This is a genomic window from Asticcacaulis sp., assembly GCF_051956075.1.
In the GTDB taxonomy this organism is placed as follows: domain Bacteria; phylum Pseudomonadota; class Alphaproteobacteria; order Caulobacterales; family Caulobacteraceae; genus Asticcacaulis.
In genome coordinates this window covers 1-24,964 of the sequence record NZ_JBQCGA010000052.1, presented here as the reverse complement: position 1 = coordinate 24,964, position 24,964 = coordinate 1, and the positions used below count along the sequence as shown (strand labels likewise).

Annotated in this window: 27 protein-coding genes; 13 read left to right on the top strand and 14 right to left on the bottom strand. The window is 63.4% G+C overall.

The annotated features are described in order from the left end of the window. Window positions 1-63: 63 nt before the first annotated feature. The 4 genes from ACTHLA_RS12865 to lgt form a co-directional block, all read right to left on the bottom strand. Window positions 64-999: a ribose-phosphate pyrophosphokinase gene (locus tag ACTHLA_RS12865; RefSeq protein WP_440189831.1), complete on the bottom strand. Its 936-nt coding sequence runs from the start codon at window positions 997-999 to the stop codon at window positions 64-66. 91 nt (window positions 1,000-1,090) lie between these two features. After that, a complete protein-coding gene (pgeF, locus tag ACTHLA_RS12860; RefSeq protein WP_440189828.1) occupies window positions 1,091-1,870 on the bottom strand; it encodes a peptidoglycan editing factor PgeF in 780 nt (259 codons plus the stop codon). A gap of 41 nt (window positions 1,871-1,911) precedes the next feature. Beyond that, complete coding sequence (locus ACTHLA_RS12855) at window positions 1,912-2,976, bottom strand: class I SAM-dependent methyltransferase (protein ID WP_440189825.1); 1,065 nt, start codon at window positions 2,974-2,976, stop codon at window positions 1,912-1,914. After that, window positions 2,966-3,841, bottom strand: a complete 876-nt coding sequence (lgt, locus tag ACTHLA_RS12850; protein ID WP_440189927.1) for a prolipoprotein diacylglyceryl transferase — start codon at window positions 3,839-3,841, stop codon at window positions 2,966-2,968. Before lgt ends, ACTHLA_RS12855 begins: the two co-directional genes overlap by 11 nt. Window positions 3,842-4,049: 208 nt before the next feature. On the opposite strand from lgt, the gene ACTHLA_RS12845 reads away from it, so the two are divergent. From ACTHLA_RS12845 to ACTHLA_RS12825, 5 genes are read left to right on the top strand one after another with little or no spacing between them, the layout of a single operon-like run. Beyond that, window positions 4,050-4,325, top strand: coding sequence for an accessory factor UbiK family protein (locus tag ACTHLA_RS12845; protein WP_440189822.1), 276 nt, complete (start codon window positions 4,050-4,052; stop codon window positions 4,323-4,325). Between the two features lie 40 nt (window positions 4,326-4,365). Further along, window positions 4,366-4,902 (top strand): YbjN domain-containing protein, encoded by a 537-nt coding sequence (locus ACTHLA_RS12840; RefSeq protein ID WP_440189819.1) that lies wholly within the window; start codon window positions 4,366-4,368, stop codon window positions 4,900-4,902. Further along, complete coding sequence (gene proC / locus ACTHLA_RS12835; RefSeq protein WP_440189816.1) at window positions 4,903-5,706, top strand: pyrroline-5-carboxylate reductase; 804 nt, start codon at window positions 4,903-4,905, stop codon at window positions 5,704-5,706. Between the two features lie 52 nt (window positions 5,707-5,758). Then, window positions 5,759-5,974 carry an alkylphosphonate utilization protein gene (locus ACTHLA_RS12830; RefSeq protein WP_440189924.1) on the top strand — a complete coding sequence of 72 codons (216 nt, stop codon included), beginning with the start codon at window positions 5,759-5,761 and terminating at the stop codon, window positions 5,972-5,974. Between the two features lie 24 nt (window positions 5,975-5,998). Next, window positions 5,999-6,541 (top strand): sugar O-acetyltransferase, encoded by a 543-nt coding sequence (locus ACTHLA_RS12825; RefSeq protein ID WP_440189813.1) that lies wholly within the window; start codon window positions 5,999-6,001, stop codon window positions 6,539-6,541. Here ACTHLA_RS12825 and ACTHLA_RS12820 read toward each other — a convergent pair. The 3 genes from ACTHLA_RS12820 to ACTHLA_RS12810 form a co-directional block, all read right to left on the bottom strand. Further along, a complete protein-coding gene (locus ACTHLA_RS12820) occupies window positions 6,538-7,911 on the bottom strand; it encodes an ATP-binding protein (RefSeq protein WP_440189810.1) in 1,374 nt (457 codons plus the stop codon). The genes ACTHLA_RS12825 and ACTHLA_RS12820 overlap by 4 nt on opposite strands. Then, complete coding sequence (locus ACTHLA_RS12815; RefSeq protein ID WP_440189807.1) at window positions 7,912-8,613, bottom strand: response regulator; 702 nt, start codon at window positions 8,611-8,613, stop codon at window positions 7,912-7,914. It abuts the gene before it with no gap. A gap of 117 nt (window positions 8,614-8,730) precedes the next feature. Then, the gene (locus ACTHLA_RS12810; RefSeq protein WP_440189804.1) at window positions 8,731-12,024 is read right to left on the bottom strand and encodes a DUF3857 domain-containing protein; all 3,294 of its coding nucleotides are present in this window, start codon (window positions 12,022-12,024) and stop codon (window positions 8,731-8,733) included. Window positions 12,025-12,179: 155 nt separating this feature from the next. On the opposite strand from ACTHLA_RS12810, the gene ACTHLA_RS12805 reads away from it, so the two are divergent. Both ACTHLA_RS12805 and ACTHLA_RS12800 read left to right on the top strand, forming a co-directional pair. Then, complete coding sequence (locus tag ACTHLA_RS12805) at window positions 12,180-13,466, top strand: NupC/NupG family nucleoside CNT transporter (RefSeq protein ID WP_440189801.1); 1,287 nt, start codon at window positions 12,180-12,182, stop codon at window positions 13,464-13,466. Then, window positions 13,463-14,077, top strand: a complete 615-nt coding sequence (locus ACTHLA_RS12800) for a glutathione S-transferase family protein (RefSeq protein ID WP_440189798.1) — start codon at window positions 13,463-13,465, stop codon at window positions 14,075-14,077. Before ACTHLA_RS12805 ends, ACTHLA_RS12800 begins: the two co-directional genes overlap by 4 nt. A 2-nt stretch (window positions 14,078-14,079) precedes the next feature. On the opposite strand, the gene ACTHLA_RS12795 is transcribed toward ACTHLA_RS12800, so the two are convergent. From ACTHLA_RS12795 to ykgO, 7 genes are all read right to left on the bottom strand, one after another. Continuing rightward, a complete protein-coding gene (locus ACTHLA_RS12795) occupies window positions 14,080-16,407 on the bottom strand; it encodes a GH36-type glycosyl hydrolase domain-containing protein (RefSeq protein WP_440189795.1) in 2,328 nt (775 codons plus the stop codon). Then, entirely contained in the window at window positions 16,404-17,762 is a 1,359-nt protein-coding gene (locus tag ACTHLA_RS12790; protein ID WP_440189792.1) for an MFS transporter, read from the bottom strand. The genes ACTHLA_RS12795 and ACTHLA_RS12790 overlap by 4 nt, the downstream gene beginning before the upstream one ends. 60 nt (window positions 17,763-17,822) lie before the next feature. Continuing rightward, window positions 17,823-18,830 carry a glycoside hydrolase family 99-like domain-containing protein gene (locus ACTHLA_RS12785; RefSeq protein WP_440189789.1) on the bottom strand — a complete coding sequence of 336 codons (1,008 nt, stop codon included), beginning with the start codon at window positions 18,828-18,830 and terminating at the stop codon, window positions 17,823-17,825. Then, window positions 18,820-19,188 (bottom strand): hypothetical protein, encoded by a 369-nt coding sequence (locus ACTHLA_RS12780; RefSeq protein ID WP_440189786.1) that lies wholly within the window; start codon window positions 19,186-19,188, stop codon window positions 18,820-18,822. Before ACTHLA_RS12780 ends, ACTHLA_RS12785 begins: the two co-directional genes overlap by 11 nt. Before the next feature lie 69 nt (window positions 19,189-19,257). Beyond that, window positions 19,258-19,533 (bottom strand): DUF2312 domain-containing protein, encoded by a 276-nt coding sequence (locus tag ACTHLA_RS12775; RefSeq protein ID WP_440189783.1) that lies wholly within the window; start codon window positions 19,531-19,533, stop codon window positions 19,258-19,260. A 93-nt stretch (window positions 19,534-19,626) separates the two neighbouring features. Beyond that, the gene (locus tag ACTHLA_RS12770) at window positions 19,627-20,232 is read right to left on the bottom strand and encodes an HAD family hydrolase (RefSeq protein WP_440189781.1); all 606 of its coding nucleotides are present in this window, start codon (window positions 20,230-20,232) and stop codon (window positions 19,627-19,629) included. An 86-nt stretch (window positions 20,233-20,318) separates the two neighbouring features. Then, window positions 20,319-20,444, bottom strand: coding sequence for a type B 50S ribosomal protein L36 (gene ykgO / locus ACTHLA_RS12765; RefSeq protein ID WP_090644072.1), 126 nt, complete (start codon window positions 20,442-20,444; stop codon window positions 20,319-20,321). A gap of 281 nt (window positions 20,445-20,725) precedes the next feature. Between ykgO and ACTHLA_RS12760 the strand changes: the two genes are divergently transcribed. From ACTHLA_RS12760 to mnmD, 6 genes are all read left to right on the top strand, one after another. Beyond that, entirely contained in the window at window positions 20,726-22,093 is a 1,368-nt protein-coding gene (locus tag ACTHLA_RS12760; RefSeq protein WP_440189777.1) for a lytic murein transglycosylase, read from the top strand. A 99-nt stretch (window positions 22,094-22,192) separates the two neighbouring features. Beyond that, on the top strand, window positions 22,193-23,065 hold the full coding sequence (gene motA / locus ACTHLA_RS12755) for a flagellar motor stator protein MotA (RefSeq protein WP_440189774.1): 873 nt from the start codon (window positions 22,193-22,195) through the stop codon (window positions 23,063-23,065). Between the two features lie 235 nt (window positions 23,066-23,300). After that, window positions 23,301-23,504, top strand: a complete 204-nt coding sequence (locus ACTHLA_RS12750; RefSeq protein WP_440189771.1) for a hypothetical protein — start codon at window positions 23,301-23,303, stop codon at window positions 23,502-23,504. Window positions 23,505-23,641: 137 nt separating this feature from the next. After that, window positions 23,642-23,839, top strand: a complete 198-nt coding sequence (locus ACTHLA_RS12745; RefSeq protein WP_440189768.1) for a hypothetical protein — start codon at window positions 23,642-23,644, stop codon at window positions 23,837-23,839. A 99-nt stretch (window positions 23,840-23,938) separates the two neighbouring features. Next, window positions 23,939-24,199, top strand: coding sequence for a hypothetical protein (locus ACTHLA_RS12740; RefSeq protein ID WP_440189765.1), 261 nt, complete (start codon window positions 23,939-23,941; stop codon window positions 24,197-24,199). Continuing rightward, window positions 24,196-24,837: a tRNA (5-methylaminomethyl-2-thiouridine)(34)-methyltransferase MnmD gene (gene mnmD / locus ACTHLA_RS12735; RefSeq protein ID WP_440189762.1), complete on the top strand. Its 642-nt coding sequence runs from the start codon at window positions 24,196-24,198 to the stop codon at window positions 24,835-24,837. The genes ACTHLA_RS12740 and mnmD overlap by 4 nt, the downstream gene beginning before the upstream one ends. The last annotated feature ends 127 nt before the right edge of the window (window positions 24,838-24,964 follow it).

Here is a 24,964-nt window from a genome sequence, read left to right as displayed (position 1 = left end):
GGGCGAATCAAATTCTGTTGAGGAGCCGGTTAAGTGTTCTTTAACCGTCGCGCGCCCGTTCGATCAATCGAACAGCTTGGACACGGACTCTTCGTTGGCGATGCGGCGTATCGCCTCGCCGATCAGCGGCGCGACGCCGACGATGCGCACCTTTTCGTTGGCGCGGATGGCGGGCGTGGCCTCGATCGAATCGGTGATGACCAGTTCCTTGAGAACGGACTTCTCAACCCGGTCCATGGCCGCGCCGGACAGGACGCCGTGGCTGATATAGGCTGAGACGGACGATGCGCCGCGCTCCATCAGGGCCTTGGCCGCGTTGACCAGGGTGCCGCCGGAATCGACGATGTCGTCGAACAGGATGCAGTTGCGGCCCGTCACGTCGCCGATGATGTTCATGACCTCGGATTCACCCGCGCGCGGACGGCGTTTATCGACAATGGCCAGATGGGCGCCGAGCCGGTCGGCCAGCGACCGCGCCCGCACCACGCCGCCGACGTCGGGCGAGACGATCATCAGTTCGCCGTGGCCCCGATAATTGGCCTCGATATCCTTGGCCATGAAGGGGATGGCGACCAGATTGTCGGTCGGAATGTCGAAAAAGCCCTGAATCTGCCCCGCGTGCAGGGCCATGGTCAGGACGCGGGTGGCGCCTGCCCGCGTGATCAGATTGGCGACCAGCTTGGCCGAGATCGGCGTGCGCCCGCCGGTCTTGCGGTCCTGACGCGCGTAACCGAAATAGGGGATGACCGCCGTGATCCGCTTGGCCGAGGCGCGGGTCAGCGCGTCGATGCAGATCAAAAGCTCCATCAGGTTGTCATTGGCCGGATAGGAGGTGGACTGGATGACGAAAACGTCCTCGCCGCGCACATTCTCGTCGATGGTGACGAAGATTTCGTTGTCGGCGAAGCGCTGCACGCGCGCCTTGGTCAACGGCATGTCGAGATAATCGCCGATGGCCTGAGCCAGAGTCCGGTTGGAATTGGCGGAAAGCAGTTTCATCGTGGCGTGTCCCTGATGGCGCAGCATTTGCGGCGGCTTTTAACAGGCTCGCCGCTGCGTTCAAGGTTAAACTGTCATGAAACCGCAAAAACTACTTGCGGATCATGATGCAGGAGATCAGCCGCCCGTAATCGCTTTCGCCGGTCTTCACCGCGCGGCGGTTGGAGAAGAACAGCTCACCCTCCGCACAGGTGTCGTGGCCGGTCGAGACCGCCTCGGCGGCGCCCGCGCGCTTCAGGCGCATCAGGCAGTAGCCGGGCAGGTCGAACAGGCGCTTGTCCGCGCTGTCGGCGGCGATGAAGAAGGGCCTGGCCTCCTTGTCCTCTTTGACGAAGTTCGCCTCGTAATCGGCGCCGACCTCGTAGGAGGCCTGCTGGATGCACGGGCCGACCACGGCGCGGACGCGCTCGATCTTGGCGCCTTGCTGCGCCATCGCCTTGAGCGTGGAGTCGATGATGCCGCCCAGCGCGCCCTTCCAGCCCGCGTGGCACGAACCGATGACGCGCGCCTGCGGATCGGCGAACAGGATCGGCGCGCAGTCCGCCGACAGGGCCGACAAGACGACGCCCGCGCGGCTGGTGACCAGACCGTCGCCTTGCGGGCGCTCCTCCGGCCACGGGCCATCCACCTTATAGGCGCGGTCGGAATGCACCTGATAAAGGCTCAGGAGATAGTTTTCCGGGCGGTCGAACGCGCCCGCGACGCGGCGGCGATTCTCCATGACGGCTTCGGGATCGTCATTCGAGCCGGAACCGGCGTTCAGGCCCGCATACAGGCCCTGCGACACGCCGCCCAAACGGGTGAAAAATCCGTGCTGGATATATTGCAGGTCAAGCAACGGATGGACGATACGCGGCGGCAGATACGACATGACGGAACCTTGAGGCGGGGAGGGGAGATCAGCTTGCAAACCTAAAGGGGCGATTCCGTGGCTTCAACCCCAATCAGGCGAATTTGCTCTGGAAAACCGAGCGCCAGAACCTTGAACAGATCGCCCATCTGCCCTTTGGCGATCAGGCGCGAAAGCTGGCGTTGCAGCGACTGCCCCTTGTCAGGATGATGTGTGCGCAAGGCGTCGAAGCGCGCCTCAATCCCCAGACTGCGTAAAAAATCCCCCTGCGTCGTCAGCGCCGCCTTGACGCCGCGCGCGCGCGCCGCCGCCGCGACGGCGGGAAAGTCTGCCCACATGGTCAGGTCGTGCTGGCCCGGCGCAGCCAGAGGATCGGTCTTCTGGTGGCGGTGCAGCGCCTGCAAGGTATCGCCGGTTCCCGGCGCGTCGCGACCATAGTCGATCAAAAGCGCCGCGCCGCCCGCCTGACGCAGCAGACCGGCGACCTGCTCGCCGAAACGGATCTGCGCGGTGGAGATTTCGACGATCTCGCCCTCCGGCGCCTCGAAAGGCGGCGCAAAGTCGGGTCCGGCCTCGACCAGCCCAAAGCTGAGCGCTTGGTCGATCAGGCCGATGCGGCGTTCATGCCAGCCTTTCTGCGTCTTCACGAACTGACGCGCGGGCAGGCAGTCGAGGATTTCATTGCCGATCAGAATGACGGGCATGCCTGCGTCGATAGCGTCGAGGCCCGCGACATGGCGGACGCCGGGAATAGCGGCCTGAACAGCGCGCAATGGCTCTGACGCCTCGATCATCACGACCTGCGCGGCTTTGCTCAGGCCCGGAACTTTCGTCGCCACGCGCAGAATGTCGCGCATCAGCGTCCCGTCGCCGCCGCCGATCTCGGCCAGGGTAAAGGCGGCGGGCGATCCCATGCCGCGCCAGACTTCCGCCACCCAGACGCCAATCATCTCGCCGAACATCTGCGAGATCAACGGCGCGGTCAAAAAGTCGCCGTCGGCGCCCAGCTTCACATATCGCGAATAATAGCCGTCCTGCGGATCGAGCAGACAGCGCGTCATATAGTCGGCCACGCTGATTGGGCCGTCGAGCGTAATCTGCTCGATCAGGCGGTCTTTAAGCGTCATTCTGGGCGGCCATCCGGCGCGAATTCCAGATCAGGAAGCCGCCGACCAGCACCATCGGGATCGACAGGATCATGCCCATCGTGATCCAATGCTTGAGAAAGTCCGGCATCTGCGCGTCGGGATTGCGCACATTTTCCAGCAGGATGCGCACGATCCCATAGCCAGCGATGAACACGCCCAGGATCAGGCCCGGCTGCTTTAGCTTGCCGAAGCGATGGATCAGCAGCCACATGAGCGTAAACAGGATCACGCCTTCGCCCAGCGCCTCATAAAGCTGGCTGGGGTGGCGCAGCACCGGAATCCCGTCGGGGTCGGCGGGGCAGACGCCGTTATATTGCTGGAGAATATACTTATTGCAGAAGTCCATGCCCCACGGCAGCGTTGTCGGACGGCCCCACAACTCGCCATTGACGAAATTGGCCAGCCGCCCGAAAAACAGGCCGATCGGCGCCGCGGCGGCCAGAGCGTCGCCCAGATTGAGGATGCCGGCGACGTCCAGCTTCTTGGCGCGGCAATAGAGCAGGCTGGCCGTCATGACGCCGAGGAAGCCGCCGTGGAACGACATGCCGCCCTGCCAGATCTGGAACATCTGCAACGGATGCTCCCAGATGATCGAGGTGTCGTAGGCGATAATATAGCCAATGCGTCCGCCGAGAATGATGCCCAGCATGATCCACAGAATCAGGTCGTCGAGCTGCGCCGTGGTGATCGGCGGGGTGCGCGGCGCCCACAGCTCGTCGCGGCGTAACAGGCGGCTGACATACAGCCAGCCGCAGACAATGCCCGCAATATAGGCGATGGCGTACCAGTGGATGGCGACGGGACCGAGATGGACCAGAACCGGGTCGATGTCCGGCAGTTTCAGGCTCAGGATCGGCAAGGGACGCCTCTTTGCAATAGTTGCGATGGGGCCGGTGTTTAACAAGTTCATGCTGCAAAGTCGCGACAAAACAGAGGCGAGGGCGCCAGAATCATGAATAATGCCGGGGAAGGATCGCCTGATGCGCGCCGCGGCATTGAAGCGCGCGAACCGCCTCTGTATGATGGCGCATCCCTTTCGGAGTTCAGTTCTGATGCAAAGCCAAAATCCGTTCCTTGACGAATTCGCCAAGATGACCGCCAACGCCATGAGCCTGGCCCAGGCTGCGGGCGAGGAGGCCAAGTCCGCCTTCCGCGCCCAGGCCGACCGTTTCGTGGCCGATATGGATCTGGTGCGGCGCGAGGAGATGGACGCGTTGGTTCTTACGCTTCGGGTCGAGATCGCCGACCTGCGCGCCCAGGTGGCGGCGCTGAAAGGCGAAGCTCCCGCGCCGAAACGCGCGTCCGCCAAGGCGCAGGCCAAGACCTGATATTGAGATTGCGACCTTGAAAGACCGCCAGAAAGACCAGATGACCGCAGCCCAGCTTCATGACGGCGACAACGCCTTCGACCCGCTCGACATGGTTGAGTCCATCCTGACGGAGGAAGGTCTCGCGTTCGAGCGCACGCCCGAAGGCGATCTCGGCTTTGCGCTGAAAGGCGACTGGCGGACCTATGAAATGTGGTTCTCCTGGCGTCCCGAAGGCGAGTGCCTGCAACTGTGCTGCTCGCTCGACGTGGAGAGCGTCGCCGGAAGACTGACGCCGGAGCGCCTGCCGGGGCTTTACGAACTGGTCTGCCTGGTCAATCAGCATGTCTGGTTCGGTCATTTCGAGGTGTTCCGCGATACCGAAGATCAGGAGGAGACGTTCGAGGTCGTCTTCCGCCATACCCAGGGGTTAAGTCTGGCCGACCGCACCGCCATGTTGTCGGGCGCGCACATGATCAACAACGCCGCCGAGGCGGTGGACCGCTTCTATCCGGCCTTCGATTTCTGGTTCAAGGGCGCGGAGACGGCGCAGGCGGCCTTCAGCGCCTGCCTGTTCGAAACGCAGGGGGAAGCTTAAATGTCGCTGCAAAAACCGCTTCTATTGATCGGCGCCGGCGCGCTTGGCTCTTCCCTGCTCAAGGGGTTGCGCATCGCGGGCAACGCCACGCCGTCCGAAGTGATGATTCTCGACCTCAAGCCCGGCGACGAAGCCAATGCCTGGGCCGCCGACGGGGCGCGGCTCAACCCGGTCCCGGACGAGTGGCGCGCGGCGCGCACCGTCGTGCTGGCGGTCAAGCCGCAGGGCTGGCATGCGGTCGCCGCCATTCTGCATGGCAATCTCGACAAGGACGCCGCCATCGTTTCGGTCATGGCGGGCGTGACCACGACGCAGTTGAAAACCGCCTTCGCCGGCCACGCGGTCGCGCGCGTCATGCCGACTACGGGCGTAGCGACCGGCAAGGGCGTGGCCAGCCTGTTTTCCGACAGTGAGGCGGGCATGGCGGCTGCGCGCGGTCTGTTCGGACCGATCGCTCAGACGATCGAGCTGAGCGACGAAAGCCAGATGAACTCCGCCACCGCCGTCTCCGGCTCCGGCCCGGCCTATGTCTATGCCTTTGTGCGCGCGCTGGAAAAGGCGGGCAGGGCGACGGGGCTGTCGTCCAGCCATGCGCGCGATCTGGCGCGCGGCACGCTGATCTCGGCCGCCCGCCTGCTGGACCAAACCCATGAGGAGCCGGATGAGCTGATTCAGAAGGTCGCCTCGCCCGGCGGCACGACTGAGGCGGCGCTGAACGTGCTGTGCAAGGACGGGGCGGGACTTGACGAACTGGTGCTGGCGGCGGTCGAGGCCGCGCACCGGCGCTCGAAGGAACTGGGCTGAGGTCCATTCCCGCCCGATTATATAAGGATTGATGACTTTGGCGGACGATGAAGTGGTCGTAAAGGATTGTCACGGCAATCTGTTGAAAGACGGCGACAGCGTGACCCTGATCAAGGATCTCAAGGTCAAGGGTTCGGGCGGCGTAACCCTCAAGCGCGGCACGCTGATCAGGAATATCCGTCTGACCTATGACGAAGCCGAAATCGAATGTAACGCGGATAAGGTCAAAGGGCTGGTCCTGCGCACGGAGTTCGTCAAAAAAGCCTGACGTCCGCAGTCGGAGTTCGCCGCCATGACCGATAAGCTGTTCATCGCGCGCCGTACGCCCGACTCCGCCGCCATGCAGGCTGAGCTGCGCCGCGCCATGGCGCTGACGGCGCGGATCAACCGGCTCGGTTTTGAGGACGCCGCCGAGGTGCGGGCGTTGATGAGCGAACTGACGGGCCAGACGCTCGACGACGATTTCATGTTGATCCCGCCCTTTTACGCCACCGGGGGAAACAAGACCCGCATCGGGCGCAAGGTCTTCATCAATCAGAACTGCACGCTTTACGACCTGGGCGGCGTCGAGATCGGCGACGAGACCATGATCGGTCCGAATGTCAGCCTGATCACCTCCGGCCATCCGCTCGATCCGTCGCTACGCCGCGATGGCGTGACGGCCAGCCCCATCGTTATCGGCAGGAATGTCTGGATCGCCGCCAATGTCACGGTCATCGGCGGCGTGACCATCGGCGACGGCGCCGTTATCGCGGCGGGTTCGGTCGTGACGAGGGATGTCCTGCCCGCCACGCTGGCTGGCGGCAATCCGGCGCGGCTGATCCGTAACCTTTAGCCGTTGACCGGCAGGGTGATCACCGCCCGCAGGCCGCCCATAGGGCTCTGATCCAGCGACAACTCGCCGCCATGGCCGCGCACGATGTCGCGCGCAATCGCCAGCCCCAGACCGACGCCCTTGATATTCTGATTGCGCGCCTCGTCGAGCCGCGAAAACGGCTTGAACGCCTCCTCGCGCCGCTCCGGCGGAATGCCGGGGCCGTCATCGTCGATATAAAGATGCAGGCGCTGACGCTCGCCCTGCGTCTCGACCTCGGCGCTGAACTGTACATGCTTTCCGTAATGAAAGCCGTTCATGGCCAGATTGACCAGGGCGCGCTGCACATTCATCTCGCGGATCTGGATGCGCAGATCGGTCTCCAGCGGCGCGGTGTGGAGCTTGTGTCCGGCGCGTTGCACGTTGTCGGTCACGGCGTCCATCAAGGCGCGCACCGACACGCTGTCGGTGTTCTCCGCCGCCTCGCCGCGCGCGAAGGCCAGATATTCGTCGATCATGTAGGCCATTTCCGATACGTCCGACTTCATGCGTTCGGTCGCCGCATCCTGCGCGGCCATCGCCAGCTCCAATTTGAGCCGGGTCAGGGGCGTACGCAGATCATGGCTGACCGAGGCTAAAAGCGTGGTGCGCTGCTCGATCTGACGCTGGATTCGCGCCTTCATCTTCAGAAAAGCCTCGGCGGCGGCGCGCACCTCGGTGGCGCCATAGGGCTTGAAGCCAGCGTCCTCCTCGCCGCGACCGAAACGTTCGGCGGCCGCCGACAGGCGCTCGATGGCGCGCACCTGATTGCGGATGAACAGCATGGCGATGGTGGTCAGCAGCGCGGTAGCGCCGACGATCCAGAACAGGAAGATGTAGCCGGTGGCGGCGAAGGCGCGGTCTTTCAGCGCGATGATGCGCAGCACACCGGCCTTGGTCTTGACGCGGATGTCGATATAGTTGGGATAGTGCGTCGTATTGAACCAGTAGGGATCGTCGAGCGCGTCGTTCAGCGCGCCGGCAATGGTGCGGTCCAGCGCCAGAAACATCGAGGTATTGCCCGTCGGAGGGAGGTCGTTATCGCGCTGCAGCGAGATCGACAACTGCATATTTTTCTGCGCCTGATTGGCGATGCGCGCCAGATTGGCCTTGGAGGGGTCGCTCTCAAAGCTGCTCACCGCCCAGCCGATATCGCCCGCCAGCCCTTCTGACAGCTTCTGCGTCACCGTCTCGTAATGCCAGCTGAAGAAGACCCACAGCACGATGATTTGCATGATGAAGATCGGAATGACGATCATCAGCAGGACGCGCGAATACAGGCTGCGCGGGAAACGGCGTTTCAGGAATTTAGGCCACAGACGTATCCGTGGCAGGCGTCGAACCACAGCCATCTAGTCGGGCGCCAGCATATAGCCCTTGCCGCGCACGGTTTGCAGATAGCGCGGATTCTTGGGGTCCGTTTCGATCTTGCGGCGCAGGCGCGTGACCTGCACATCGACGGCCCGACCGGTGGTGTCCACGCTGTCGCGCGCCAGGTCCATGCGGTCCACCGGCACATTGGCGCGCTCGGCCAGGAATTTCAGCAACTGCGCCTCGGCCTCGGTCAGCCGCACTGGCGCGCCGTTCTTGCTCAGTTCGGCGCGCTCCAGATCGAAGCTGAACTGGCCCATCGTAACCGATTTGGGCAGGGCCGGCTTGACGCCCGCGCGGCGGAGGATCGCCTCGATGCGCAGCAAAAGCTCCTGCGGCTCGAACGGCTTGGACAAGTAGTCGTCCGCGCCCAGCGACAGGCCCATAATGCGGTCGTCCGGCAGACCGCGCGCCGTCAGGATCAGGATCGGCACATTGGAATTGGCGCGCACCCATTTCGACAGCGAAAACCCGTCCTCGCCCGGCATCATCACATCGAGGATCAGAAGGTCGAAATCGAGCAGTTGCAGCATCCGCTTGGCCGCGTCCGCATGAGCGGCGGCGGTGACGCGAAAGCCCTGCCGCGACAGAAACTCCTTCAGGAGGGTGCGGATGCGGTCATCGTCATCGACGACCAGAAGATGCCGCGTGGCGGCGTCATTATGACCTGTGGTCTGGCTCACGTCCTAATCTCGGCTCCGCTAAGGTCTCAAGGCGCTGAAAATACACCACGTATGATGCATAAGTCTGATCACTATTCGCCACATATTGTAAAGCGCCGAGCGTCAAAAACCTACCAACTAAGGCGTGACGCCATAGTCAGCGAAGCTCTTGTCGATGTCGGGATAGATTTTCCTCGCCGCAGCCAGATCGGCGTCGCCGCTTTTCGTCTGTCCCTGACGGCGTTTGACGAGGCCGCGTCCGTAAAGCGAAGCCGCCAGATCGGGCGCCTGTTTCAGCGCCGCGTCATAATCGGACAGGGCGGCGTCCAGCCGTCCCATGCGCAGTTCGATAAAGGCGCGGGTGTCAAGAAAAGCCGCTGTGTCCGGGTTGATCTTAATCGCGGCGTCAGCATCGGCCAGAGCCTTGTCGAGATCAAGATTGCCTATGGCGCGCAGCCAGGCGCGACCATTGAGATAGGCGTCTTCATCGGGTGATGCGGCGATGAGCGCATCCCAGTCCGCGAGAGCCAGGTCGTATTGCTTCAGATAGCCATAGGCGTAGGCGCGCACTTTGCGCGCCGTATCGCCATATTCTGTATCCCGGCGATCGATAACGCCTGTCGCATCCTTGACCGCCGCCGCATAGTTTTTTTGCGCCAGCAGTAAAGAGGCGCGCGCGGTTAGGGCGTAGTCGTCGTCCGGCGCCATAGACAGGGCGGCGTCGATATCCTTTTTCTTCAGGTCAAAATCGAGAGGCGGACGCACCTGCGAACGCGCGACATAGGCATGCGCAGTCGGTTCTATTGCGATCACCTTGTCGTAAATCGCCAGAGCTTCCGCGTGCTGCTTGTCGCAGGCCGCGCCGGTCGCGCCGTAACATCGTGTCAGCATATCGCCGAATTCGTTCAGTAGGTCGGCGTCGTCCGGCGCCAGCGCAGCCGCTTTACGAAAGGCGTCAAGCGCCTCGTCGTATTTTTTTGCCGTCAACAGTGTGTGCGCCAACATCTGTTGCGCGTCAGCGAGATCGGGATTCAGCCGTACATATATCTGCGCATCGGCCAAGGCCTTGTCCGGCTGCTTGTTCATTTCATAGGCGCGGATGCGGCCTTCACGCGCTATCTGATTATCCGAATGCAACTCCAGGGACTGACTGAAGGCTTCGATGGCGGCGTCAGGCTTATGCTGTATTATCAAGGCCGCGCCGCGTGCGTTCAGCGCATCCCAATTTGTCGGATCAAGCTTTAATACGGCGTCGAAATCGATCAGCGCCGCATCTAAAGCATGCGTCATCATCCGCAGAGTCCCACGTTTCATGAGCAGGTCGGTATTCTCCGGACTGAGCTTAACCGCCGCATCCATCTCAGCCAGCGCAGCGTCGAGCTGTCCCTGCTGCGCCAGATTTTGCGCTGCGTCGGCATGGGCCTGCGCATCGCCGTCCACGGTCTTGGCCGCCTCCAGTTCCGCTTTATTCGCCCTATAGTTGAAAGGTGCTGAGATATAGACGCCGCCCTTGGCGATGGCGGTGACGGCGGGCTGGTCCTTGACGGCCTGAGCGTATGGGATTTCCGGCGTTAGGGCGCGCACCGAAGCCTCGACGCTGAAGACGCCGTCCTTGAGACTGAGCGCGCGATGAAAAGTCTTGCCGTAAAGGGTTTCGTCCACTGGCGCGCCGGTCAGGCTGAAGCCCTTACCGTGGTCGGGCAGTGTGACGGTTTCACGCCATACCGCATAGTACGGATAGCTGAGCGCGACCGGATCGTTCTGATGCGGGCCGGGATCGCGCTTCAGATCGCCCGTCCAGCCGAGGCCGTAATTATCGGCTTCGTAGCGCCGCTCATAACCATTGGAAGCGTCCCAATCCATCTTCGCCTCGCCATCGACGATCAGCCGCTCCTCGCGCTTATCGGGATCGAAAACGGCGGAAACCTTGCTGGCGGTCAGCCAGTTGTAATCGTCGGTCCAGCTCGATTTCAGCGCCTTGTCACGATCGTCGGCGGTCATGGACGCGAGGGACGTGTTCAACTGCACGGCGAAGTCGCCGCGATACAACCGTTCGCCATGCGCCTTGGCCGGAACGTCGAGACCGGCGCTGGCGTCCAGTTGCAGCGTCTCTTCGCTGGCGGGCTTGTCCAGCGGCTCCGGCGTCATCGCGATCAGTTCCGCGCCTGCGTCGCGCAGCGGCAAGGCCCAGTGATAGTCGGGCGTGCGCAAGTCGGACAGACGCAGATCGCCATAGCGCGTGCCGTCCAGCCAGTAGGTCTTACCGCCGATCTCGGCGCGCACGATCACATGGTCAAAATATTCCGCCATCGGCTGGCGCTGGTCCATGCCGTCGCCGATCGTGGTGCTGACCAGAGCCGGTTCGGCCTTGACGCCCAATTCGTGCAGCAGGGCCAGCAGCAGAGCGGTCTTGCCCTTGCAATCGCCGAAGCGCCGCGTCCAGGTCGCATCGGCGTCCGCCGGAACGACGCCGCTCTCATTCATGCCGAGATAGACATAGCGCACGTCGTTTTCGACCAGCTTTAGCGCTGCGGCCGCCTGAACGGTGGGATCGGCGCTGATGGCCCTGATCTTGGCCAGTTCGGCGCGCAATGGCGAATCGGGCGCGAGTTTCGCCGCCTTGTCGTACAGCGGCGCCATCGTAGCGGAAACCTCGGACCACGAGGCGTAATTGCTGAACTGCAACTGGCTGAAGATCTGGTCGCGCAGCGGCGCCAGATCGACGGCCTTGGGCGGCGTGTAGTCGCTGGCCTCGAAGCGCACCTCCTTCTGACCATTCTTCTGCGTCGCCTTGAGGTCGCCCAGATCGTTCGTGGTCTTCCAGCGCATCGGCAGGGACGCATCCCAGACCGCGCGGCGCAGATAATGCCCGACGGGCAGGCCGGGTATGCCGTCCGCCAGCAGCCCCTCGGCGTGCGCGCCCAGTTCGGGAATATGTCGCGTCAGCGTGTAGCTGTAGGTCACAATATCGCCGACCTGCAAGCCTTCCGGCTGCAAAACCCCGGTCAGCACTCCATCCAGCATGGCGCGATCCAGATTGGTCTCACGGCGCACGACGGTGAAGCTTTGATGCGCCAGCACGTCGATGACCTGATCGCCGCGCAGGATATGAAAGCTGTGGACCGTGACATCGTCGGTCGCCGGATCCCAGGCCAGGGCGAACTGACCGGCGGGCAGGCCCTGCGCGGTCTGGATGCGCATGACGACCTCGGTGTAGAAGGCGCTCCCCTGCGGCGTAAAGCGCGTCTGGACGTCGGAGACCAGCACGGCGATGGGCGCCTCGCCAGGCGCCGAAGCCGTCTTCGGCAGGGCGACCGGCTCCACCCAGTCCGGCGCCGGGCCCTGTTGCAGCTTGTCGCCGGCGTGCGCGGCGCACGCCATCAGCGCGCCGACGGAGACGGCGACGGCGAGATAGAATTTGAGCGGACGCATGTTTGATTTTCCCCCTGAACAGAGCGGCAGGCTACGCCGAATCCATCGCCGCGCGCAAGGCGGCGCGTGTTTGTCGCGCGCCGTCAAAATAAGCCTTGCCAAGGTTTCAATTGATATTGGATAACCCATCTTCGGCTGTTTCAGGAAAAGCGCGGATGAATTTGCATTACGGACCGGAGAATCTTCAAGCTCTGCTTGGCATTGCGGTCATTCTTACGGTGTGTTGGGCATTGTCCGAGAACCGCGCCAGATTTCCGTTCGGTCTGGCCGCGGGCGCCATCGCGGTGCAGGTCGCTTTGATCCTGATCCTGTTCGCCATTCCGCAGTCGCACGGCCTGTTGGAGGCGATCAGCGCGGGCATGAGCGCCCTGTCGAAAGCGACCAGTCAGGGCATGCAGTTCGTCTTCGGCTATATGGGCGGCGGCGATCAGCCCTATCAGGTGGTCAATGAGGGCGCTCTGTTCGTTTTCGCCTTGCAGGTGCTGCCGCTGATTCTGGTCATCGCCGCGCTGTCGGCGTTGCTGTGGCATCTGGGCGTGCTGAAATGGATCATCCGCGGCTTCGGTCTGGTGTTTGAAAAGCTGATCGGGCTGGGCGGCGCCTCGGCGCTCGGCGTGGCCTCCAATATCTTTGTCGGCAATGTCGAAAGCCTGATCATCATCCGCGCCTATCTCGACAAGCTGACGCGCTCCGAAGTCTTCATGATGATGACGGTCGGCATGGCCAATGTGTCGGGTTCGACCATGGTGGCCTATGTGCTGATCCTCAGCCACGTCCTGCCCAATGCGGGCGGACATATTCTGGCCGCCGCCATCGTCTCGGCCCCGGCGGGCGTGCTTCTGGCGCGCATCATGGTGCCGGAGCTGATCGACCGCAAGGAGGAGAAGATCGACTACACCTCCTCGCTGAAATACGACAGCGCCATCGACGCCGTCTCCAAAGGCACGCAGGACGGCATGATGGTCGCGATGAACATCGCCGCCATCCTGATCGTCATGGTGTCGCTGGTGGCGCTGTTCAACATGATCCTCGGCGCCTTCCCGCAGGTCGGCGGCCAGCCCCTGACCATCGAGCGCATTCTGGGAACCATCTTCACGCCTCTGGCCTGGCTGATCGGCATCCCGTGGAAGGAGGCCGCGACCGGCGGCTGGATTCTCGGCGTTAAGATGGTGCTGACCGAGTTTGTCGCCTTTCTGAAACTGGCGGCGATCCCGCTCGCCGACATGTCGCCGCGCACCCGCATCATCCTGACCTACGCGACCTGCGGCTTCGCCAATATCGGCTCGGTCGGCATTTCGGTGGCTGGATTCTCGGCCCTGATGCCGTCGCGTCGGCCTGAGATTCTCGGCCTCGTCTGGAAGGCGCTGTTGTCGGGCTTCCTGGCCACCTGCCTGTCGGCGGCGATTGTCGGCGCCCTGCCGAACGCGGTGTACGGGCTGTGAGGCTCTACGTCGCCGACTACGCGCCCAATCCGCGCCGCGTGCGCTGGCTGATGGCGGAGAAGGGGATAACCGACATCGCGGTCGTCACGCTCGACATCATGAAGCTGGAGCACAAGGATCACCCGGCGCTGACCGGGGCGGAGGCGCACGGCCTGCCGGTGCTGGAGCTGGACGACGGCTCTTATCTGGCCGAATCCCTCGCCATCGGGCGCTATCTGGAAAGCCTTTACCCGCAACCCAACCTGTTCGGCGCCAATGCGCGTGAGATCGCCGAGATCGAGATGTGGACGCGCCGCGTCGAGCTGCATTTCGGCCTGCCGCTGATGTGGGGCACGCGCCTCAGCCATCCGGCCCTGGCGGTTCTGGAGGCGCCCAATCCCGAAGCGTCCGCCTACTTCCTGAGCACCGCTAAAGATTTTGCGGAGAAACTTGAGGCGCGGCTTGACGGTCGCGACTTTATCTGCGCCGACCGCTTGACCATGGCGGACATCGTCGCGGCCTGCGCGGCGGATTTCGCCCGCATCATCAGGCTGCGCATCGAAAAGGACCGCCCCAATCTGACGCGCTGGCTCATCGCCATGCGCGCGCGGCCCGCGGCCCAGACGCTTTAGGTTTAGATCATGACCTCGACGCGATAGGTCCGTCCCGCGTCTATGTTGCGGATGCAGTTATCCGCCTGTGCGACGCCATCGACGCTCAAGCCCGGCTTGCCCCGGCGTATGTCGATCTCGAACAGCGCGCCGCGAAACCGCCGCGTCACACGCGCTCCGGCCCAACTCTGCGGCAGTTGCGGGCGAACCCACAGACCTTCGCGCCCGCCCTTCAACCCATACAGCCCCTCGATCACCGTTCGGTACAGCCATGAAGCCGCGCCCGTGTTGAACAGGTGCGACGAACGGCCGGAGGCTTGCGGGAATTGGCGATGCGCGCCGCGATAATAGTTGGGGACGAAGACCGGCAACTGTCCGCGCCGCAGATAGTCCTGCGTATCCGGCCCCACCAGCATTTTACACAACAGATCAAAGGCTTTTTCGGCCTCTTTTACCTGGTACAGCGCATAGATATAGAAGATGGCGGCGTGGTTATAGACCGCGCCATTCTCGGCCACGCCGGGGAATTTCTGCGTCAGCCGCCCGACATCCTCGCGCATGTGCGTATAGGCCGGGACGATCATCTCGACGCCATAGGGCGTCTCCGCCCGCGCCTCGACGGCGGCGACGAGGCGCAGGGCCTGCTCGGCGTCCGCCGCGCCGCTCATCAGGGCGAAGCTCTGCGGGTTGAGGTAGAGCGCGCCTTCCGCATCGCTGTGGACGCCGAAACGCACATCGTCGTCAGTAATGCCGCGCGCGTACCAGTCGCCGTCCCACAGATGCGCGTTGCAGGCGGCGCGGAAGCGTTCGGCGGCGGCGGCGTACATATCGCCGTCGTGACCGGCGCGCGCCAGAATCTCCGCCCACAGCCGCAGCGAATGCGCCGTTGCCAGGGACAGCCAGCCGGACACGCCCTTGCCCTTCCAGCCGACCATGTTCATCGGATCGTTCCAGTCGCCCTGTTCGATAAAGTTCAGGCCGCGGTGATCGACGTGATGGATCAACCATTGATTCGCCGCTGAGACGCGCTCGCGAACACTCAAGGTCCGCCCGTCCGCGCTCGTCACGCCTTCGTCCAGCACCGCATAATCGTCGGTCTCGTCGAGATAGGCCTCCAGCAGCAGGGCCAGCCAGACGCTGTGGTCGGAATGCGGTATCTGATTGATATATTTCAGTTCCGCGCCGTCATACAGCGTCACCCCATCGGGCATGGCGCCGTCTTCGCGTTGCTGCGACAGCGCCTTGATCAACACGGCGCGCGTCCATTCGGGCCGGATATAGACCGCGCCGATGGCGTCCTGCAAAAAATTGCGCGTCTGCGGATCGGTGCTGAGGCGCTGGGTGTCGGCGTGATAATGGACCTGACGCGGCAGCCAGGCATTGACGAAGGCGTCCAGATGCGCGTCGCCGCCATCTACATTGAGCGCGCCCTGTCCCTGCGCCATATGGTCGGCATAGGCCGCGCGCGCCGCCGCGAAACCGGCCTCGGACAGATGGCGCGCTTTCAGCGCCGCCGCTTCGGCGACGTCGAAAGCCGGACCGAACAGGAAGCGGTGGGTGACGCTCTCGCCCGGCGCCAGGTCGTGATCGAACTGCATGGCCGCGATCGGATTTTCATAGAGCGCGACGCCGTTTTCCATGCGCGCGCCGTTGAGCGCGTCCGGTCTGTGCAGCCCGCCTTCGCCCTCAAAGCGCGCCTGTCGCGTCTCGAAAGCCAGCGGAGTCTGCTCGCTGAGCAGGACGGTCATGTCCTTCAGGCTCTTGTTTTTGAAATAGTCCTCGACCTTCTGATAACCGGTGACGCAGCGTCCAACGACGCCGTTCAGGTCGGGGGCGAAATCCGCCGACTGGTTCATCCAGCTCATCAGACCCAGCGGGAAGGCGGGGTAGAGGCTCAGGCGGCGCGGACGCGCATCAAGATTGATGACCCGCGCCTCCCACAATTCAACCGTGTCGGCAACCGGCAGGCCAAGCCGCAGCTCGACGCGCACGCCGCCCTTATCGACGCGCCAACTCAGTTCGGTCGGCGCGACCTCGAAGGCGAAAGCGTCCGGCGCCGTGCGCACCGGCTCGTGCGGCGCTGAAAACAGCGCGCCGTCCTCGCGATCCTTGACGTAGAAGAACCGGCCCGGATGGTGGGCATAGACGCCCTGTTCCGGCAGCATGAAATGCTTCTGCTCCAGGATCGGGCCACGCGCATATTTGCTTGGCTCCGGCTGCATGAACTGGGCTGTGGCGAAGCCGCGCGCCGTCATGTGGATCATCATGCGCGGGTTCCACAGAAAGCCCGCGGCCAGCGGCATCGCGGTTGGCGAGGTCAGGCGGCAACGCCGCGAATCGAAATCAATCATGACTGGGCTTTACGCTCGGCGAGTTCGGCCTGAATCGCGCTCAGGCGCGAGTCGGACAGGTTGTAGAAGATCATGATCGCCGCCGCGACCAGCGCCAGGACGCCGGGCACGATGCTGATCAGCAGCACGATCCCGGTCTGCGAGGCGTGGCTCTGCGCGGCGTTGGCTACATAGCCGAGGCTGGCCAGCACCAGGCCGATCACCCATGAGGCCAGCGCCCCGCCCAGCTTCTGCGCGAAGGTGGCGGCGGAAAAGGTCATGGCGGTGGCGCGCCGTCCGGTCTTCCACTCGGTATAGTCGGCGCAGTCGGCGTACATGGCGAAGGTCAGCGGCGATTTCGGCCCCAGACACAGGCCGATGGCGATCTGCAATCCGTACATCAGCCCGATCTGGTCCTTGGGGATGAAGTAAAAAGCCGAGGACAGCACGCCGACCGCGATCAACAGCACGATCATCAGCGTGCGCTTATCGACAAACCGCGTCATCAGCGGCGTCAGGAACGACCCGGCGGCCAGGGCGAAACCATAGACGGTCAGAAACCCCGCCACGCTCTGCGGCTGGCCGACATAGTATTTCATATAATAGGCCGAGGCGCCCATGCGCGTCGAAATCGTCACCATGACGATCAAGGCCAGGGCGAACAACACCATCCAAGGGCGGTTCTGCGTCAGGTCGGCGATGTCGCGCCACGGGCTGACGCGCTGTTCGTGCGCAGGGGCCACGCGCTCGCGCGTCTGGCGGAACAGGTTGAAGAACAGGGCGACCGCAATCAGGCCGTACAGCCCCATGGTCAGTTGCCAGCCCAGCACCGTATTGGCGCCGCCCAGCCAGCCGACCAGTTTCGGCGTCATATAGGTGGTGAAGGTTCCGCCCAGAAAGCCGCCGACAAAACGGAAGCTGTTGATCTGTGTGCGCGCCTGTCCGTTGCTGGTCAGCACGCCCGACAAGGCGCCATAGGGGATGTTGACGATCGAATAGATCACCATCATCAGCGCGAAGGTGACATAGGCGTAGATCAGCTTGGCGCCGGAATCGAGGTTGGGCGTCGTAAAGGTCAGCACGCCCGACGCCGCCAGCGGGACCGCGCCCCACAACAACCACGGACGGAACCGGCCCCAGCGCGTTTTCGTGCGGTCGGACACGGCGCCCATAACCGGATCGACCACCGCATCGACGATCTTGGTGGTCAGCCGCATCGTTCCCGCCGCCGCCGCATTCAGCCCGAAACTGTCGGTGTAAAAGATCAGCAGAAACGCCGAAATCGTCGTCCAGTACAGATTGAAGCCGAAATCGCCGGAGCCATAGCTGAGCTTTTCGAGCCAGCCGGGCTGGTTCGTTGGGGGAGGGGATGTCATGCTTCTCAACCTGTTGGTTTTATTCTTTGCAACGAGGCTAACAGGCGGCGAGGGGTTTGACTACGCTTTTCCCGTCAAAAAGGCGCGGCTGTAGTCCGCCGTCGCCTTCAGATAGCTGTCGCCATACTGGGTCGAAGGCTCGATCTCGCTGCCTTCGTGCCATTCGTTAAAGCTGACGACGAAGATCCAGTCGGGATCGGCCTTGCTGGCGTTGAGCCACAGTTCGCCATACGCCTTGCCGTCGTCGCGTTCGACAATCGGGCGCTTGCCCGTGCGGCCCTCGACCAGATGATCATCAAACCCCGGCAGCACAGTCGCGGTGGTCACGGCCAGTCCGGCCTGGGCGCGCACCCAGTCCTGATAATAGCCGCGCGTCCACAGGCCTCGGAACAGATGCGGATGCGCGACGGCGAACTGCTGCGAATAGATATGTACGGCATCGAAATGATCGCGCCGCTCCGCAATTTCTTTTTCGTCATTGGCCGTGCCGATAAAGGCCAGAGCGCCCGGCGCCTTCGCCTCGATCGCCTTGCGCGCCTGATCCCAGCCATCAAGGCCGAGATTTTGCATCAGGCGATCGAAGAACATCACAACCGGCCTGTCGTTCAGCCTCAGCCAGGCCGGATGCGCAGCATAGCGCGCTTGCAGATACAGCACGTCCTTCGCCACGCTATCGACGCTGTCGGCCTGCTCGACATAGGCGCAGACCTTTAAGCCCTGCGCCTGGCAGGCGTCGAGCAACAGAGGCAACTGCCGGTCGGTGCGGTCGCCCTGACCCCACCACGAGGCGACCAGCCCGGTCAGCCCGGCGGCCTTCGCCTGTCCGGCGTGACGCTGAATGACAGCGGGATCGAGGCTGTCATAAGGCCCGTCGGCGGGCGTATCCAGCATCGGCGCTTGCGGCGGCCAGTGCAGCACGATGTCGGAATAGCTCTGGGTCGCGTACCAGCCATAATAAAAGGCCAGCACCTCCTTACGGCGCGGTGCGGCGTCCGCTGCGGCGGGCAGGGCGGCCAGTATGGGCGCAAGGCTCAGGCCCGCGATGACAGCGCGCCGGTCAATCGTCATCAGATGCGTCCTTAGGCTGGCTTTTCGCCTTCTTGTGGATTTCGCGCAGCTTCAGGCCCTGACGCAGGCTCAGAGTTCCGTTCATCGCGCCCTTGTCGGGATCGCGAAAGGCGCGGCCATAGGTCTTGACCCGTTGCGCCACGCTGTTGAGGAAGTCGTCCTCCCAGTCGCTGAGATCGACGCCCTGTTCGGCGGCGAGCCGACGCGCCTTGTCCAGTGCGCGCAGGGTGCGTTTCTGCAAGGCCGCCTTGTCCTGCTCGCGCGCCTGCCCCGGCGTGAGCGGCTTCGCCGCCAACGCCTTGCGCGCCACAAGCGGCTGGCCGCGCTTCAGCGGCTTGGCGGGCGCCTTAAACGCCATGCGTCACACAGGAAAAGACCGTCCTCATGCCAACAAGATGAGGACGGTCCGCAGGATTGGCAACAGGATTTATCGGTCGCCGATGGCGGTCAGGTACAGGTCGAGGATAGTCTCCTCCTCCTCGCGCTTGACCTTGTCCTTCTTGCGGATCGACACGACCTTGCGCAGGATCTTGACGTCGAAGCCTTCGCCCTTGGCCTCGTCATAGATTTCCTTGATGTCGGTCATGATGCCCTTCTTGTCCTCTTCGAGACGCTCGATGCGCTCAATGATGGTGCGAAGGCGGGTCTGGGCGGCGCCGGAAATGACGTCGTCGGAGCCAAAGGAGGGGGCGTCGTCGGCCATGATATGATGTCCTGTCGGTGGAAACGTGCTGGCTTAACCATAGCCAATGCGAATCACCGGCTCAACGCTGCGAATCAGGAAGCTGTGGATGGATTACAGCAAACCCTCGGCGATCAGCCGCGGGCGCAGGGCGTCCGGGTCCGTGAAATGATGCGTCTGAAGGCCCAGCGCGTCCGCAGCGGCGATATTGGCGGCGCTGTCGTCGATGAACAGCACCGCTTCGGCGTGCAGGCCGAGACGTTGCAGGGTCAGGTGATAGATCGCCGCATCCGGCTTGGTCAGCTTTTCATCGCCCGACACGATGATGTCGCGGAAATAGTCGAAGACATGGCTCTTGCCGAACACCATAGCCGCCTTTTCGCTCGGCATATTGGTCAGGGCGTAGAGCGGAACCCCTTTGGCGTTCAACTCGTCGAGGTTCTGGATCGTCGGGGCGATCAGCTCGCCCAGCATCTCCTCGAAGCGTTCGTCATAGGCGATGATCTCGGCGGCGAAATCGGGATGAGCTTTCAGCAGCGGCCTGCGGTTGTCGGCGAAACTGACCCCGGCGTCGTGATTCATATGCCAGTCCATCGTCGCGATCTCGGTCAGAAAGCGCGTCCGCCGCGCCGCGTCTTCGATCAGACGATTGTACAGGTTGGCCGGATCCCAGCGAATAATGACATTGCCGACATCGAACAGAACCGCCTTGATCGTCATTGTCATCTCTCCGGGACGTCATATGGAAAAACCGCCTGAAGCGAACTTCAGGCGGTTTTGAATTCCTGTCGCAAGACGAAAGGCGCTTAGCCTTGCTTGGCCTTGAAGCGCGGGTCCGTCTTGTTGATCACATAGACGATGCCCTTGCGGCGCACGATCTTGCAGTCGCGATGGCGACCCTTGAGCGACTTGAGCGAGCTGCGGACTTTCATTGGTTTTCACCCGGTCTTTAAAAATGGCGGTTCAGGAAGGGCTTTTCAGGACAACCTTTAACCGGTCGCGCGCATGGGCCAACTCCGTAAGAGCGCGGGTACATAGGGGAAGGGCGGAGAATTGTCAACGCCTGACCGGCGCTTTGTCGCGAATTATCAGGCCCTGAATCGCGATAACGAAGCGCGATAACGACGAAGTGAGCCGCCGATGCGGCGGCGCAGACTTGGAAACTGTCATGCTTTCGGTTTAGACTCAAGGGATTGCAAGTCCGGGAGCCTCCATGCGCGCGCGTTACCTCATCCCCTGCCTTCTGCTGACCGCCTGCGCGACCTCGACGCCGCAACCGGCCCTGCCGCCCGCGCCGTCCCCTGTGCCTGCGCCTGCGCCTGCAAAGACCGCCGCTCCTGAGGCTGCGACCGAGACCGCGCCGCCCGCCGCGACGCCTGCGCCCGCGCAACCGACAGAACCGGAGGCGATGAGTTTCGATCAGTGGCGTCAGGGCTTCATCGCCAAGGCGGCGTCCAAGGGCTTCGACCCTATGTTCGTCGCCAATGTCCTGTCGGGCGTGCAGCCGCTGGCCAGCGTCACCGCCGCCGATTCGATGCAGCCGGAATTCTCCAAGCCGCTTTCAACCTATATCCGCAACACCGTGACGGACGCGCGCGCCGCCGCCGCCCGCGCCAAGCTGGCCGCCGACCCGGACGTGCCGGGCATCGTCCAGACCTATGGCGTACCCGCTGAAATTCTCGGCGGCATCTGGACGATGGAGAGCGATCTGGGCCGCGTGCAGGGCAGTACTGACGTGGTGACGGCGCTGGCGACTCTCGCCTGGGAAGGCCGCCGCCGCGATCTGTTCGAGGGCGAACTGCTGGCGGCGCTCACCATCCTGCAAAAGGGCGACATTTCCCGCGACACGCTCAAGGGCTCGTGGGCGGGCGCCATGGGCCAGACCCAGTTCGAGCCGTCCAGCTATCTGTCGCTCGGCGTCGATGGCGATCATGACGGCAAGATCGACATCTGGAATTCCGACTCCGACGCCCTGGCTTCGGCGGCGAACCTCCTCTCCAAGGCGGGCTGGAAGCCGGGCGAGGAATGGGCGGTCGAGGTCATCCTGCCGACCGGCTTTGACGACTACCTGTCCGAGACGCAGAAGATGACGCCGACCCAGTGGGCGGCCCTTGGCGTCAAACGCGCCGACGGCGGTTACTGGAAGCCGGGCGAGGCGGACGAGCCGGCGACGCTGCTGCTGCCGTCGGGCGCGAAGGGACCGGCCTTTCTGGCCCTGCCCAACCATTATGTGATCCGCAAGTACAACAACTCCACCGCCTATGCGCTGGCGGTTGGTCTGATCGCCGACGGCATTGCGGGCAAGCCGCCCCTGGTCACGCCGTGGCCGGTCGAACCCCCGCTCAGCCTCGATCAGCGCAAGAAGACGCAAATGGCGCTCAAGGCGGCGGGCTTCGATCCCGGTCCGATCGACGGCGTAATCGGCGCAGGCACGCGCCAGGCGATCCGCGACTGGCAAAGGGCGAATCATCTGGCCGCCGACGGCTATCTGAGCGCCGATCTGGCCGACCGTTTCGTGGCGATGGTGAATGCGACCGCCCCGGCGGCGCAGCCCGTGACGGCGTCTCCATCCGCCTCGTGACGGTAAAAAAATGCGGTTAACGCCGTCACGCTGAAACCGGGCCTTAATGATTAATGGCGATAGTGACCGCATCTTTTGAGTCGCGGGTCGTCTTTATTCATGTTCCAGATCATTGGCGTCGTTCTTCTTTTCGGTGCGGTTTTCGGCAGCTACATCATGTCCGGCGGCAATCTCGCGCCGGTGATCGAGGCCGCGCCGCACGAACTGATGTGCATTGGCGGCGCGGCCGTCGCCGCAACCCTGATCGGCAACAGCCTGACGACCATCAAGGGCGTCGGCGGCGGGTTCGGCAAGATTTTCGGCGGCTCGAAATGGAAGGCGTCCGATTACCGCGACCTTTTGTCGCTGCTGTTCCTGCTGACCAAGACGATGAAGTCGAAAGGCGTGATCGCGCTGGAAAGCCATATCGAAAAGCCGCACGATTCCTCGATCTTCAACCGCTTCCCCAAGATCGTGAAGGATCACTTCGCCACCGACTTCATCTGCGACACGCTGCGCATGATGACCATGAACCTCGAAGACCCGCATCAGGTCGAGGACGCGATGGAGAAGCAGCTCGAAAAGCATCACCATGAGGCCTTGGCCCCGTCGCACGCCTTGCAGAACATGGCCGACGCCCTGCCGGCGCTCGGCATCGTCGCCGCCGTTCTGGGCGTGATCAAGACCATGGGTTCGATTACCGAGCCACCGGAAATTCTCGGCGCCATGATCGGCGGCGCCCTGGTCGGCACCTTTATGGGCGTGTTCCTGGCCTATGGTCTGGTCGCGCCGTTCGCCGCGCGCATGGCCGCGGTGGTCGATGAGGAGGGCGCCTTCTACAAGATCATCCAGTCGGTTCTGGTCGCCCACCTGCACGGCAATGCGGCGCAGATCTCGGTCGAGATCGGCCGCGGCTCGATCCCCAGCGAATCGCAGCCGAGCTTCCTTGAAATGGAAGAGGCCCTCAACAACATACCGGCTGAAGCCGCGTAAGATCGGGCGATCTGCGGTCACATTTCGACGTTCCGGTTCGCCCAAAATGGTGAAAGCTTAACGCATTTGCGGCCTTATTTCGTCATATGCGGCGAAAATTTGTGAAAAACGCGACATAACGATCACGGCTTCGTGAAATAGCCCCTTGCGGGACTCTGGCGTTTTCGGTATGAGTGCGATGTGGGCGTAGGGTTCGCTTCCTGACGCTCTGGTTTTAGAACAAGGATTTGGATCCATGACCTCCAATATCGTCCGCACCGCTCTCGTCGCCGCCGCCGCTGTGGCCGCTCTGTCCGTCGCCGCCTGCTCGAAGCCGGCCGCCACGACCGACGAAACCGCCGCCAGCTCGGAAATGGCGCCCGCCGCCGACGCGACCGACTCGGCTATGGCCGCTGACACCTCGGCCTCGCCGGCCGCTGCTGAAGCGTCGTCGATGTAATTTTCTGGCGTTTCCAGAAATGGAAGCGCCACGGAAATCCGCCGACGGGCCATCCGTTCAGGCGGAGACAAAACTGAATGTGAAACTGAACCTTTCGCATTCCGGGTCTCACTCTCTATAGAAACAGGATTTTATCCATGACCTCCAAGATCGTTCGCATCGCCCTGGTCGCCGCCATCGCCGGCGCCGCTCTGTCCGTCGCCGCCTGCTCGCCGAAGGCTCCGGCCACCGACGAAGCCGCCGCCGCTTCGGACGCCGCTTCCGACGCCGCCATGGACGCTTCGGCTGCCGCTTCGGACGCTTCGGAAGCCGCTTCGGACGCCGCTTCGTCCTAAGCCTTCCGCCGTCAGGCGAAAGATTACGGAAAAGGGTCGCCTTGCGCGGCCCTTTTCTGCATTCTGCGCTTCTGATTCCGTTCTGATCCAGAGGCGAACATGCGTCGCAAAGTTTTGATTGTTTCCGCCGGTCTGATGGCGCTGACGACCCTGAGCGCAGCTTTGAGCGGCTGCAAGCCCAAGGATGACGCCGCTGCGACAGAAGCCTCGAGCGCTACGCCTGAGGACGCCGCGCTCGACGCCGCCGCCTCGCAGGACGCCGCCGCCGCCGTTGAGGCCGCCATGGCCGCTTCTCCCAGCGCCACGGAGACGCCGGGCGCGGATACAGCCGCCGCACAAAGCGCCGCCGCCAGCTCGTGAGCCATGATCCCGGCCTCTATTTCGCCGAGGACGGCGCGCCGCGCTCCGAACGCTTCGGCGACATCTACTATTCTTTACAGGATGGGCTGGCCGAATCGCGCGCGGTCTTTCTCGACGGTTGCGGCCTGCCGGACGGCTGGCGCGGGCGGCGTGGCTTCACCGTGCTGGAGCTGGGCTTCGGCACCGGCCTGAACATCGCCGCTGTCCTGAAGCTTTGGTCCGAAACGCGCGCGCCCGACGCGCATCTGACGCTCTTTTCCGTCGAGGGCTTCCTGATGGCGCGCGATGAGGCCGCGCGCGCGCTGGCGGCGTGGCCGGAGCTGGCGCCGATCGCCGAGCCGCTGCTGGCGCAATGGCCGAAAGCCCGGCGCGGCTTTGCGCGTTTCGACTTTCCGCAATGGAGCGCCAGCCTAAGCCTGGCCCTGATGGATGTGCGCGTGGCGCTGGCGCAATGGCATGGACGGGCCGACGCCCTGTTTCTCGACGGCTTTTCGCCCGCGCTCAATCCCGATATGTGGGCCGAAGACGTGGTGCAGGCTCTGGCCGATCACGCCGCGCCCGGCGCGCGGCTGGCCACCTTCACCGTGGCGGGCGCGGTGCGGCGCGGACTTATGGCGGCGGGCTGTGCGGCGCGCTAAATGCGGGGCTTCGGGCGCAATCGCGAACGGCGGTAGGCGGATATTCCGGGACAGGCGCAGGACGCACGCCCGCCGCGCCGCATCGCCATAATCGGCGCGGGCATAGCGGGCGCCTGCCTGAGCTGGC